Source organism: Jutongia sp. SJQ-6 (assembly GCF_054161275.1).
In genome coordinates this window covers 135,802-148,549 of the sequence record NZ_CP195314.1, presented here as the reverse complement: position 1 = coordinate 148,549, position 12,748 = coordinate 135,802, and the positions used below count along the sequence as shown (strand labels likewise).

At 44.5% G+C, this 12,748-nt stretch carries 11 protein-coding genes, 1 pseudogene and 1 other annotated feature; of the genes and pseudogenes, 4 read left to right on the top strand and 8 right to left on the bottom strand.

Going from position 1 to position 12,748, the window contains the following annotated elements:
* Positions 1-4: 4 nt before the first annotated feature.
* The 4 genes and pseudogenes from prmC to rho form a co-directional block, all read right to left on the bottom strand.
* Positions 5-844, bottom strand: coding sequence for a peptide chain release factor N(5)-glutamine methyltransferase (prmC, locus tag ACSAJE_RS00670; protein ID WP_118691177.1), 840 nt, complete (start codon positions 842-844; stop codon positions 5-7).
* Positions 845-1,245: 401 nt separating this feature from the next.
* A pseudogene (locus tag ACSAJE_RS00665) lies at positions 1,246-2,229 on the bottom strand (DUF1385 domain-containing protein); the annotation flags it as partial.
* 217 nt (positions 2,230-2,446) lie between these two features.
* Positions 2,447-2,653 carry a 50S ribosomal protein L31 gene (gene rpmE / locus ACSAJE_RS00660; protein ID WP_022025014.1) on the bottom strand — a complete coding sequence of 69 codons (207 nt, stop codon included), beginning with the start codon at positions 2,651-2,653 and terminating at the stop codon, positions 2,447-2,449.
* Positions 2,654-2,794: 141 nt separating this feature from the next.
* Positions 2,795-4,696: a transcription termination factor Rho gene (rho, locus tag ACSAJE_RS00655; protein ID WP_347559548.1), complete on the bottom strand. Its 1,902-nt coding sequence runs from the start codon at positions 4,694-4,696 to the stop codon at positions 2,795-2,797.
* A 337-nt stretch (positions 4,697-5,033) separates the two neighbouring features.
* On the opposite strand from rho, the gene ACSAJE_RS00650 reads away from it, so the two are divergent.
* From ACSAJE_RS00650 to ACSAJE_RS00640, 3 genes are read left to right on the top strand one after another with little or no spacing between them, the layout of a single operon-like run.
* Positions 5,034-6,185 carry an NAD(P)-dependent malic enzyme gene (locus ACSAJE_RS00650; RefSeq protein WP_458009439.1) on the top strand — a complete coding sequence of 384 codons (1,152 nt, stop codon included), beginning with the start codon at positions 5,034-5,036 and terminating at the stop codon, positions 6,183-6,185.
* Positions 6,160-7,128, top strand: coding sequence for a TIGR01212 family radical SAM protein (locus ACSAJE_RS00645; protein ID WP_458009438.1), 969 nt, complete (start codon positions 6,160-6,162; stop codon positions 7,126-7,128). Before ACSAJE_RS00650 ends, ACSAJE_RS00645 begins: the two co-directional genes overlap by 26 nt.
* Positions 7,125-7,643 carry a DUF4364 family protein gene (locus tag ACSAJE_RS00640; RefSeq protein WP_022024126.1) on the top strand — a complete coding sequence of 173 codons (519 nt, stop codon included), beginning with the start codon at positions 7,125-7,127 and terminating at the stop codon, positions 7,641-7,643. The genes ACSAJE_RS00645 and ACSAJE_RS00640 overlap by 4 nt, the downstream gene beginning before the upstream one ends.
* 30 nt (positions 7,644-7,673) lie before the next feature.
* On the opposite strand, the gene tyrS is transcribed toward ACSAJE_RS00640, so the two are convergent.
* From tyrS to pyk, 3 genes are all read right to left on the bottom strand, one after another.
* Positions 7,674-8,897: a tyrosine--tRNA ligase gene (gene tyrS / locus ACSAJE_RS00635; RefSeq protein WP_118691504.1), complete on the bottom strand. Its 1,224-nt coding sequence runs from the start codon at positions 8,895-8,897 to the stop codon at positions 7,674-7,676.
* Between the two features lie 79 nt (positions 8,898-8,976).
* Positions 8,977-9,230 (bottom strand) — a binding site (T-box leader).
* Complete coding sequence (locus ACSAJE_RS00630) at positions 9,205-9,849, bottom strand: metallophosphoesterase (protein WP_458009437.1); 645 nt, start codon at positions 9,847-9,849, stop codon at positions 9,205-9,207. It overlaps the preceding feature by 26 nt.
* Before the next feature lie 60 nt (positions 9,850-9,909).
* A complete protein-coding gene (gene pyk / locus ACSAJE_RS00625; RefSeq protein ID WP_458009436.1) occupies positions 9,910-11,328 on the bottom strand; it encodes a pyruvate kinase in 1,419 nt (472 codons plus the stop codon).
* Positions 11,329-11,574: 246 nt separating this feature from the next.
* Between pyk and ACSAJE_RS00620 the strand changes: the two genes are divergently transcribed.
* Positions 11,575-12,162, top strand: coding sequence for a stage II sporulation protein M (locus tag ACSAJE_RS00620; protein ID WP_118691494.1), 588 nt, complete (start codon positions 11,575-11,577; stop codon positions 12,160-12,162).
* Here the strand turns inward: ACSAJE_RS00620 and coaE are convergent.
* Entirely contained in the window at positions 12,125-12,736 is a 612-nt protein-coding gene (coaE, locus tag ACSAJE_RS00615) for a dephospho-CoA kinase (protein ID WP_458009435.1), read from the bottom strand. The two genes, ACSAJE_RS00620 and coaE, sit on opposite strands and share 38 nt — an antisense overlap.
* Between the last annotated feature and the right edge of the window lie 12 nt (positions 12,737-12,748).

The following is a 12,748-nucleotide window of genomic DNA, read 5'->3' as shown; positions in this document are numbered from 1 at the left end:
TATTTCATACGATACATTGTACAATACGATCTTTACCGGCAAGATCCTGAAACACCTGTACTTCCCGATATCCCTGTTTTTGCAATATTTCCGCTACAGCAGCAGCCTGTTCACATCCGATCTCCAAAAACAGTCTTCCGTTTGGTGCCAGTCGTGTGACCGCCTGTCCTGCAATCCTCCGGTAAAATTCCAGCCCATCCTGTCCACCGTCCAGTGCAAGCATCGGTTCGTGCAATCGTACTTCCGGCATCAATCCCTCTATCACTGACGGTGGGATATACGGTGGATTCGATACGATCACATCGTATTGCCCATCCATCTTTGTCATAAGATCCCCCGCAAACAGTTCTACAGAAGCGTTAAGTTCTGTTGCATTCTGTCTGGCAACTGCAAGTGCTTCCTCGGAGATGTCTACTCCGTGCACGATGAACGGTTTACCAAGTTTGGCAATCGCTATCGCAATACACCCGGAACCGGTACACACATCTAACACTCGTTTGCCATCTACATATGGCAGAACCCGTTCTACAAGACATTCGGTATCCTGTCTCGGGATCAGTACATGTTCATTCACATGAAAATCCAGCCCCATAAACTCCTGCTCACCGGTCAAATGCTGTAATGGAATGCGTTCCCCACGTTTTGTAACCAGGTCGCGGTATCGAATCATATCCGGCTCCGCCATCGGTTCCTCTCCATGCAGGAAAAATGCCGCACGGTCAAGTCCGGTCACATAGGAAAGCAAATACCATGCATCAATGTCGGCATCCGGCACTTCCATCTGCTGCAATTTGTCCACGGCTTTCGCCAAAGCTTCCTTTAGCGTAAGGATTTCCTCTTTCATCCGTTTTCCACCTCATCCACGGAAGGCTTTGATTCCATATCTGATTTTGCACCATCCGGATCATCAAAGAAACGATCTAAGGAGGAAAGTTCATCCTCTGTCATTTCTTCCTGTGCTTGTGCAAGCGCTTGACGCTCTTCCTTACGTTTGGATACTTCATCCATTACCTTCGCGATCTCATCCTCACGCTTTTGCATTTCTTTCATATATTTCTTGCGCTCATCGGCACGTTTCTTATACTCCTGCTCACGTTTTTTGATCTCAGAAGCAAGTTCTGTTCCACTCTTTTTCTTAGCATTCGCCGGATCCACGATCGGCAGCGGTGCTGTCATGCCGCTTTTACGCATCTCTTCTGCCACTTTTTTGCGTTTTGTACTCTTCTTAACCGCCTGCAATCTGCTCTGGTACTCTTTCCAGTCAAAAACTGCTTCTACTGAAGCAATGGCAACCTCGATCATGCTGTCATCCGGTTCTCTCGTTGTCAATCCCTGTAAAAACATTCCCGGTTTGCTTAAGATATTGATGATCTTTGCATCGCTGTTGCCCGCAAGACGGATAAATTCATACGAAATACCTGCCACAACCGGCACCAGCAGCAAACGGCTCAACAAACGAAGCCATACACTGTCAAAATGTAAAAACATAAACAGTACGATACTGATCAACATAACAATAAAGAGGAAACTGGTTCCACAACGCTTGTGATATCTGGAATGCTTACGCACATTCAATACCGTCAGATCATCACCATTTTCCACGCAATTGATCGCCTTGTGTTCTGCACCATGATACATGAATACCCGGTTAATATCCTGCATAAAGGAAATGACATACACATAACCGATAAACAGCCCCAGTCGGATCAGTCCCTCGATCAGTGCTAATACAGCCTGCGATCGAATATGATCTTTTAGCAGCAAAGATAATCCAAACGGAAGTGCAACAAACACCGCCAGCGCCAGTACAATAGACAGCATTACTGTCATCGCCATCTCCAGCTGTTCACGTTTTTCTGCTTTCTTCGCCAATGATGCTGAATTTTCTGCTTCGGAGCCTTCTTTTTTTTGTTTCTCGCCACTCTTCTCATCCGTACGATCTGCCTTGTTCCCATCCGCAGCTGAAGCTTCCTGCGCTTCTTCCTCTTCGTAAAAGCTGGCAGAATATGTCAATGTCTTCATTCCTAACACCAAAGAGTCCACAAATGCAACAACACCTCGGATCAATGGAAGTCTGAAAAACAGCTTGCGGTCCCCTTCACTTGTGCAGGTATCTACCTTTATATCAATCTCTCCATCGGGTTTGCGTACTGCTACTGCATACTTGGACTTATTGCGCATCATTACGCCTTCTAATACTGCCTGTCCACCTATTCCTGATGATTTCATTTTTATAACCATGCCCTTCCACGCATCTGTTTTATTCTACAACAGATACAATTTTCACACTGCGGATCTGTTTCATTCTGCAACAGATCCAATTTTTACACCACAAATTTACTTCACTTTCTCTCCATTTGTGTATAACACAAACGGTCACAGCACTTGTTAAGCACAAATACTGTGACCGTTCATAAGGCCGGACGCACTCCGACCATTTATTTTGCTAGTTTGCCTGAATACCATAACGGCGATTGAACTTATCAATGGCACCACGAGCTTTGACAGCCTTCTGCTGACCTGTATAGAATGAATGACATTTGGAGCAGATTTCTACGTGGATTTCCTCCTTAGTAGAACCAGTCACAAACTCATTTCCACAGTTGCATACAACCTTTGCCTGATAGTAGTTTGGATGAATTCCTTCTCTCATCGCTTTATCCTCCATTTCCATTCCGCCGCTTCTCAGCAGTCGGTTACTATTGCGAAGAAAACTTTGAAAAAAGCCTTCTCGATTCTCATTTTTACACAACTTCTTCAGTATAGCATAGTCAAAAGCGGATTGCAAGCACTTTTATACAATTTTTGTCTTGCGAATCGTTTGGATAAATTCCTGATTACTCTTAGTACGACGGAACATTTCAATGATCCGTTCAACAGCCTCTTCGGATTTCATTCCGGTAAGTGCTTTACGCATCAGGAAATTAGCTTCCATCTCCTCCTGTGTCAGAAGAAGATCATCTCTGCGCGTACTGGAACGAGGAAGATCGATCGCCGGGAATACACGCTTCTCGGAAAGCTTGCGGTCAAGAACAAGCTCCATATTACCGGTTCCCTTAAATTCCTCAAATACAACATCGTCCATCTTACTTCCGGTATCCACAAGTGCAGTTGCAAGGATTGTCAAACTTCCGCCCTCACGCATATTGCGTGCTGCACCAAAGAAACGTTTTGGCATATGCAATGCAGCCGGATCTAAACCGCCGGACAAAGTACGGCCGCTTGGCTGTACTGTCAGGTTGTAGGCTCTTGCAAGACGAGTAATGCTGTCTAACAGGATCATAACTTCTTCGCCCTGCTCTACAAGACGCTTAGCGCGCTCAATAACCATCTCCGATACACGCTTGTGATTTTCCGGAAGTTCATCGAACGTGGAGAAGATCACTTCTACGTTATGTCCTAAGATAGACTCTTTGATATCTGTCACTTCCTCCGGACGCTCATCGATCAACAATACGATCAAATGCATCTTCGGATGATTTGTCTTAACAGCCTTGGCAACCTGTTTTAATAATGTCGTCTTACCTGTCTTAGGCTGAGATACGATCATTCCTCTCTGTCCTTTACCAATTGGTGCGATCAGATCCATCATACGCATGGATATCGGACAGCCCGGTGTCTCTAAGCGAAGTCTCTCATCCGGAAATACCGGTGTCAACTGCTCAAACTTTGGACGATTTATCATCTCATCCGGATCATTGCCATTGATTTCTTTGATATATAATAATGCGGCAAATTTCTCATTCTGATTACGAATACGAATATTACCATTTAGGATATCTCCGGTACGCAGATGGTACTTACGGATCAACTGCGGTGAGACATACAGATCTCTCTCTCCAGGGAGATAATTGTCGCATCGAATAAATCCATATCCCTCCGGGAGTACTTCCAAAATACCCTCACGTGATACACCACTATCCAACTCAGCGATCTCCGTTGGTGTCAACTCGTGCTGTGGTGCCCGGTGCAGCTGCGGACGAAGATCCGCATGATAGCCTCTGTTATCATTGCGTACATATCCGCCACGATCCATATTATCATTACGATAACCATCGTTTCGATAGCCTTCGTTACGGGAATAATTGCTACGATTCATGCTCTCACTGCGGCTGTATACACCACGTCCCATATTATCGCGATTCATGTATCCTCCGCGGTTCATATTATCGCCGCGATTCATGTATCCTCCGCGACCCATATTATCATTACGGGAGTATCCTCCGCGACTCATATTATCATTGCGGGTGTATCCTCCACGGCTCATTCCCTCGTTACGTGAGTATCCTCCACGAGCCATTCCCATCTCAGGATCCCTCATATAACCGGATGTTCTCATAGGTTCTCTATCACTGACATAGCCACGATTCATATCTCGTCCACTTTCCTCCATACGGGAATTGTCTGATTCACTCGCATATCTGGATCTTGGCATCGGACTGTCGACAGCCTCTCCTGTGCTCTCTACAACATGATCTACACTCTGAATATCGTCCATCTCAGGTGTCGCATCTGTAGATTCCATTGTTGCTGCAACTTCTTTCACTTTTGCAAGCAACTCTAACTTTTTGTAACTGGTAACACTTTTGATGCCCATCTTCTTCGCTACAATTCGTAATTCAACCAATGATAACTTATCGTATTCTGTCATAAAAATATCCCTTTCCAATAAAAAAAATTCAACTTGTGCTAACATGATTCTTTCTGCAATTATTAGGTCGGATTATAATGAATAATAAATCGATCACGACGATATTGTCTCGCCTATGTATCTATGACCTACTGTATTAGAGTAATTACATGCACTAAATAATATAAAGCATTTTAACAGCGTTGTAAATGACTTTTTCAAAAATTTTCGCAAAATCCTATGAATATTATTGTTTTTTCGACATCGTTCGTCTTTTTTCGCACAAAACATCTTTTGTCGGACGAAGTTTTTCGGCTTTATTGTTTTCCAATTCGATGTATGCTATGATATAGTTTGCGATTGCTATTACAAATAATTCTACAGAAAATGGAGGTTAAATCGAATGACAAATGCAGAAAAAGCTCTACAATTACATAAAGAATGGAATGGCAAACTGGATGTAACTCCCAAGTGTCAGGTAAAATCCCGCGAGGATCTGGCTGTTGCCTACACACCAGGTGTTGCTGAACCATGTAAGGTCATTGCAGAAAATAAAGAAGCAGCTTATCAATATACCATCAAATCCAATACCGTTGCTGTTGTTTCTGACGGAAGTGCCGTCCTCGGCCTCGGTAACATCGGTCCGGAAGCTGCTATGCCGGTTATGGAAGGCAAAGCAGTCCTCTTTAAGGAATTTGGCGGTGTCAATGCCTTCCCGATCTGCTTAGATACGCAGGATACTGAGGAAATCATCAAAACCGTGATCAACATTGCACCGGCTTTTGGCGGTATCAACTTAGAAGATATTTCTGCGCCACGCTGCTTTGAGATCGAAAGTCGTCTAAAAGAAGCCTTAGATATACCGGTATTTCACGATGATCAGCACGGTACTGCGATCGTTGTTCTCGCCGGCATTATTAACGCTTTGAAAGTGGTTGGCAAAGAGAAAGAACATTGCAAAGTTGTTGTAAACGGTGCCGGATCCGCCGGCGTTGCTATTACAAAATTATTACTCCGCTTTGGATTTACCGACGTAACAATGTGCGATATCAGCGGTATCTTATCTAAAAAGAGCGAGGGCTTAAACTGGATGCAGAAGGAAATGATGGAAGTAACAAATCTGTCCGGCAAAACCGGAACACTGGCTGACGCACTTTGTGGTGCCGATATTTTCGTTGGTGTCTCCGCTCCTAATATTGTATCCGCAGAAATGGTTCAATCCATGAATTCCGATGCGATACTGTTTGCCATGGCAAATCCTGTTCCGGAGATCATGCCTGATGTTGCAAAAGCTGCCGGTGCACGCGTTGTCGGAACCGGTCGATCTGATTTTCCAAATCAGGTCAATAATGTTGTTGCTTTCCCTGGCATCTTTAAGGGTGCATTAGACGGCAGAGCGACCGACATTACAGAAGAAATGAAGCTCGCTGCTGCTCTTGCACTTGCCGGACTCGTTTCTGACGAAGAATTAAACGACGAACATATTTTACCGGAAGCGTTTGACCCACGCGCAGCTCAGGTGGTGGCCGATGCAGTCAAATCACACATCCGTTAGATCTCGTTGGGGTGAAAAGCCCTACTATTCCTTAGACTATTATCTCAAAGAAACGTTTGGACAAAAGGTCTATAAAATTGCATTAGATGCGGGAATGACCTGTCCAAACCGAGATGGAACACTGGACACGAGAGGCTGTATTTTTTGCAGCGAGGGCGGTTCCGGTGATTTTGCCACGACGAACCGATCTATCACGGCTGCGATCGATGAGGCGATCTGTCGCCTAAACGGCAGCGCCAAGGAAACCGGTCAGAAATACATTGCGTATTTCCAATCGTTTTCCAACACATATGCTCCCATCGACATATTACGTCCGATGTATCTGGAAGCGCTGGCGCATCCGGATATCGTCGGACTTTCTATCGCTACCAGACCGGATTGCTTTTCCCCGGAGATTTTTTCCCTGCTCGATGAATGCAGGCAGATGAAACCGACATGGATCGAGCTCGGTCTGCAAACGGTGCACGAGCATACGGCTCGTTTCATTCGCCGTGGATATCCTCTGCATGTTTTTGAGCAGACTGCGCACACGCTGCATACACTCAATATTCCGGTGATCGTCCACGTGATCCTTGGACTTCCGGGCGAAACCGAAGCAGACATTCTTGAAACGATCCAATATCTGAACACACAACATATTCAGGGGATCAAATTGCAGCTATTGCATGTATTAAAAGGAACGGATCTGGCAGTTTATCTCGAAGAACATCCTTGGCATATCCTGACTCAGGAAGAGTATGTAGATCTGGTCATCCGATGCATCGGCAATCTCTCTCCGGAGATTGTGATCCACCGCCTGACCGGAGATGGTCCAAAAGATCTCCTGATCGCACCACACTGGAGCTGCAACAAACGGGCTGTTCTTAACCAAATAGCACACTCTCTCAAAACAGGGCAGGTCTATCAGGGGAAATATTACAGCAAGCAGAAAGGAAACCTATGACACCAGACACACTGCGTTTGTATAAATTAATTATTTTATATGCGTTAAGCCGCACAAAACAGGGACTACCTAATGCTTTTTTGTGCGATTTCATTTTAGGGCATGGCTATACAGACTTTTTTTCAATTCAGGAAACATTAGCACTTCTGACAGAAGATGCCCTGATTGAGGAAGAGGCAACTCGTAAAACGACATATTACAAGATCACACAAAAGGGATCGCAGATGTTAGAATACTTCTCTTCCATGCTTCCCAAAGACACGATACGACAGATTGATGAATATCTGCGAGACAATAAAGTTGATATTTTAGAAGCTACCACAGTCCACACTGACTATTCGGTAACTCCTTCCGGAGACTATCTGGCATCTGCTTTAGTACAGGAACGCGGCAACACATTATTCTCGCTTTCCTTTGCCGTTCCCTCCGAGGAAGCAGCTCGTAAGGCGTGCCAAAAATTCAAAGAAAATCAGACTGAAATATATCAATGTTTATTAAAAAAGCTGGGAGAATAATTCTCCCAGCCTTTTTTCATGGAATTAAATTTAGTCACAAAGCACCTTCATAAATTTCTTTTTACCACGTTTTACAACAATGCCTTCTGCACTGATCTGCTCTTTCGTAAGTGTCATGCGAACATCGGTCACTTTCTCACCATCGATCGTAACACCGCCCTGCTCGACATTTCTTCTTGCCTCACCATTAGATGTTGCAAGACCGGCTTTAACCATTAATTTCAAGATGCCGATCTTACCATCTTCAAAATCTTCATCGACCAGCTTTGTCTCCGGCATCTGTGCTGCGTTTCCGCTGGAAAAGAGTGCACGCGCTCCTTCCTGTGCTTTAACAGCTTCTTCCTCACCATGTACTAACTTGGTAAGCTCAAATGCCAAGATCTCTTTTGCCTCATTTAGCTTGCTGCCTTCCCAGGCATCCATCTCTTCGATCTGCTCTAACGGAAGGAATGTGAGCATGCGTAGACACTTAAGCACATCACCATCTCCCACGTTTCTCCAATATTGATAAAAATCAAACGGGCTGGTCTTGTTCGGATCAAGCCATACAGCGCCAGACTGTGTTTTACCCATCTTTTTGCCTTCGGAATTGAGCAGCAGATTGATCGTCATTGCATAAGCATCTTTGCCCAGCTTACGACGGATCAATTCCGTTCCACCAAGCATGTTGCTCCACTGATCATCTCCTCCAAACTGCATGTTACATCCGTACTTCTGGAACAAGGCATAAAAATCATAGCTCTGCATGATCATGTAGTTGAACTCCAGGAAACTAAGTCCTTTCTCCATGCGCTGTTTATAGCACTCTGCCGTTAACATACGATTTACACTGAAATGGGCACCAACTTCACGCAGCACTTCTACGTAATTCAGATCCAACAGCCATTCTGCATTGTTGACTAACAATGCCTTATCATCTGAGAAATCAATAAAACGGCTCATCTGCTTTTTGAAGCAGTCTACATTATGTGCAATCGTCTCTTTGGTCATCATCTGACGCATATCGGTACGCCCGCTTGGATCACCGATCATAGCTGTTCCGCCACCGATCAATGCGATTGGCTTATTGCCTGCCATCTGCAAACGTTTCATCAGACAAAGAGCCATAAAATGTCCTACATGAAGGCTGTCTGCCGTCGGATCAAATCCAATATAAAAAACCGCCTTACCTTCATTGATCATCTCTTTGATCTCTTTTTCGTCCGTCACCTGTGCGATCAAGCCACGGGCAACCAATTCATCATACACTGTCATCTTTTCGCTCATGTTGTTCTCTCCTTTTTTATTCCTTTATGACTTTTTTATGCAAAGAAAAAAGTCCTTTTGTCAACGACAAAAGGACGATGAAATCGTGTTACCACCTTTTTTTACAATATGCTCACACATACTGCCTTAGCAGGATACCTCTATATCCCTGCACGATAACGGGTGCATCACCGGCTAAATCTACCAAAAGGATCAAAATCCTCTCTTCAATCCGCTACTCCAAGATGTATTCATACAGGCTTCTATCCTAACGCCTCTCAGCAACCGGCTATTCTCTGTAGGTCTCCCCCATGTACTACTTCTTCTTTTCTTCGCATCTTTTGACATCATAGCAAAAATTATTTTGCTTGTCAATCCATTCTTCCAATGTCAGCGGATAATAATCCGAAAATCCTGCAAAACAATTGATCAGATTGCAAGGCAAATGCCGCTCTTCTCCCACAGAAGCCCCGCGCCCTTTCGCATGGTAGGTTATTTCTGTGGACTCTCTCTGAAAACGCAGCACATTTTTATAATCCGGTGTATCATGAACATGCCCGTACAGCATATATGTAGAATCACCATGATACTGCCCGTTATAACAGATGATCGGATAATGGCAGAGTACCAGCTTGCGCCCATTATCTTTAAGCTCTGCATAGGGCTTGACCCATTCTAAAAGTGACGGATCAAACTTTTTGTCCCGCAAAAACAACCGGTCATGATTCCCTGTCACCAAATACTTTTTACCATTCAGTTTATGCAGCAGCTCATTCACCTGCTCTCCTTTACCCAAACAAAGGTCTCCTAAGATCACCACTTCATCTTTCTTCTTCCGGACACGCTCGTTCCACCGAACGATCATTGTCTCATCCATCTCCTCAACAGATGCAAACGGACGACCGTCTAACAGCCTTACCTTGTCATGTCCAAAATGGCAGTCTGCAATATAAAATCTCATTCTTATCTCTCATTCTTCACGTTCTCTTTCGCCACAGACGTAAAGCTGCCGGCATGTTCTTTATATAACGGTCTGTACTTTGATCATATTGGTCGTTCCGGAAATTCCCACCGGCACTCCGGAAGTACATACAACCGTATCACCACTGTCGACTAACCCCATACGACGTGATACACACGTACCATGTTCAAACAATTCAAATACGTCTTTTTTCTCCTGCAGAAGTACCGGAGTGACGCCCCAGGATAAATTTAACTGACGATACACTTTGTCCGTGATCGCACAGCCAATGATATCACAAGCCGGACGGTACTTGGAAATCATTCGTGCCGAACGACCCGATTTGGTAACGGTAATGATCGCTTTGGCATTAATATCATGTGCTGTTGTACAGGTTGCGTGACAGATTGCATCTGTTACATCCGGATCTGCTTTGCGCGATCTTTGGAAAAAGCGTTTACGGTAATCAATATCGCTCTCTGTACGATTGGCGATCCTCACCATCATCTGTAATGCCTGCACCGGATACAAACCGGCTGCCGTCTCGCCCGATAACATGATCGCACTGGTACCATCATAGATCGCATTGGCAACATCGGTCGCCTCCGCTCTTGTCGGACGCGGATTGTGGATCATGGAATCAAGCATCTGTGTTGCCGTGATCACCTGCTTACCGGCTTCATATACTTTTTTTATGATCATTTTTTGAATGACAGGCACTTCCTCTGTCGGAATCTCCACGCCCATGTCTCCTCGTGCGATCATGATCGCATCAGAAACCTCGATGATCTCATCAATGCAGTTCACGCCTTCTCTATTCTCAATTTTAGCAATGATCTTAATCTGTTCCCCACCATTTTCTTGGAGCAATCTACGGATCTGCAGTACATCTTCTGCAGTACGCACAAAAGATGCTGCCACATAATCTACATCTTCTTCAATACCGAACAACAGATCGGATTTATCCACTTCACTAATATAAGGCAGACTCAAATGAATGCCCGGAACGTTGATCCCTTTATGATTTGATACTTTGCCGCCATTATTGACATCACAGATAATATCTGTATCTGTCAACTCTTTGACTGTCATCTCGATCAAGCCGTCATCGATCAAAATACGCTGTCCGACTTTGACATCACTAACCAACTCAGGATACGTAATAGTTACAATATGTTCATCACCCTCTACCTCTCGTCCGGTCAACACAAACTCATCGCCCTTTTGCAATGTGATCGCACCATCTTTAAAGTCCCTTACACGAATCTCCGGGCCTTTAGTATCCAACAATGTCGCAACCGGTCTGCCGTAACGCTCACGCAGCAGACGCAATTTTGTGAGACGTTTCTTCTGCTCCTCATGCGTCCCATGAGAAAAATTAAATCTTGCAACATCCATGCCTTCCTGAATCAAGCGCTCTAATACTGCATCACTATCCGATGCCGGTCCTAATGTACAAATAATTTTTGTTTTTCTCATTTTAACCCTCCATTATCCTTATGCCTCTTATTTTATACACCGAAAGTATACCACAATTTCCCGGTGATAACACATTAAAATTCGTTTTTTACAAATTTTTCTGCAACACTTTGCAAGCCATTTACGTATGATTTGCACGACCCTCTTTCTCTGTCATGTTCGTATTCATATTCCCTCCGGTCCTGCCATACATTTATATTGATATCTTGATCCTATTTCAAAAACAGAACAGAAAGCAGGACTATTATGACCAAATTTATGTCAAAATCAAATAATTGCAATCAGTCTGCGATCATCTTTCGAATTATCCTGTGCTGCGGAATCAGCTTGGTGCTTGGTGCGGTACTCGGGCATCTGCTGCGCACGGAATTGTTTGCCGATATTAATGCTGAATTTGAACAAATACTGCTTGCTTTGGATACAAAATCCATCCACTATCCCTCCTTATTCCGGCTATGTACCTCAACACAGTTCAAACAGCTCTTCCTTTTGTGCTTTTTTTCACTGACCAATGCATGGGTTTTCTATTTGACGTTCTATTGTCTCTATACCGGCTTTCGCTGCGGACTTTTGCTCTCATTTTGCCTAACTCATAATGTCCACAGTGGATTTTTTGATTTTCTCTGCTTTCTGCTGCCTCACTGCCTGTTGTATATACCGGCGTATCTGCTGCTCATCAATATGCTGCAGCAGATCAGGGATCAGAAAGCAAAAAAGCAGTCCCTCTTACAAGGACTGCCCATTTTCCTACTCTCTATCTGCCTGCTGTTTGCCGGTTGTCTGTGTGAAGCCTTTATCAACCCTTCCCTAATGCAGTGGTATCAAGGGTTGTAAGCAACGCATCCAGTGCCCGCTCCAGATCTTCTTTTGTTCCATCATTTGGAACAATGCGCTGTACTTTCTCCCGCAGCAATGTTTCCGAAATCTGGCTTTGGATGATCGACTTTGATTTCTGTTCAGAATAACCGCGGTCCGATGCCAAACGACGGATCCGCTCCTCCTCCGGTACATAAACAAGCCATACCTCATCACACAAACTGTCACATCCGGTCTCATACATTAATGCTGTCTCTATCAGCAAAATACCGGAACGGGTACGATTTTGACGTATCGTATCCCGAATATATTCGATCACCGCCGGATGAATCACCTGGTTAAGCCAGTCACGAGCTCTCGCATCCGAAAAAACAATCTCTGCCAATGCTGCCCGATCGAGCGAGCCGTCCGATGAGACGATATTTTGTCCAAAATGCTCTACGATCTGACAATAAGCACTTCTTCCCGGTTCCATAACAACATGCCCCAATTCATCGGCGATCAGCAGTGTTGCTCCCAGTTTTTTCTGCAAACGATGCGCAGCATACGATTTCCCGCTTCCCACGCCCCCTGTAATTCCAATTACGTACATATCTAACCCTCT

Coding starts and splice junctions, on each gene's coding strand:
- ACSAJE_RS00640 (WP_022024126.1), top strand. CDS start 7,125: ATGACACCAGACACACTGCGTTTGTATAAATTAATTATTTTATATGCG.
- prmC (WP_118691177.1), bottom strand. CDS start 844: ATGAAAGAGGAAATCCTTACGCTAAAGGAAGCTTTGGCGAAAGCCGTG.
- ACSAJE_RS00650 (WP_458009439.1), top strand. CDS start 5,034: ATGACAAATGCAGAAAAAGCTCTACAATTACATAAAGAATGGAATGGC.
- ACSAJE_RS00620 (WP_118691494.1), top strand. CDS start 11,575: ATGACCAAATTTATGTCAAAATCAAATAATTGCAATCAGTCTGCGATC.
- ACSAJE_RS00645 (WP_458009438.1), top strand. CDS start 6,160: ATGCAGTCAAATCACACATCCGTTAGATCTCGTTGGGGTGAAAAGCCC.
- rpmE (WP_022025014.1), bottom strand. CDS start 2,653: ATGAGAGAAGGAATTCATCCAAACTACTATCAGGCAAAGGTTGTATGC.
- coaE (WP_458009435.1), bottom strand. CDS start 12,736: ATGTACGTAATTGGAATTACAGGGGGCGTGGGAAGCGGGAAATCGTAT.
- pyk (WP_458009436.1), bottom strand. CDS start 11,328: ATGAGAAAAACAAAAATTATTTGTACATTAGGACCGGCATCGGATAGT.
- ACSAJE_RS00630 (WP_458009437.1), bottom strand. CDS start 9,849: ATGAGATTTTATATTGCAGACTGCCATTTTGGACATGACAAGGTAAGG.
- rho (WP_347559548.1), bottom strand. CDS start 4,696: ATGTTAGCACAAGTTGAATTTTTTTTATTGGAAAGGGATATTTTTATG.
- tyrS (WP_118691504.1), bottom strand. CDS start 8,897: ATGACAGTGTATGATGAATTGGTTGCCCGTGGCTTGATCGCACAGGTG.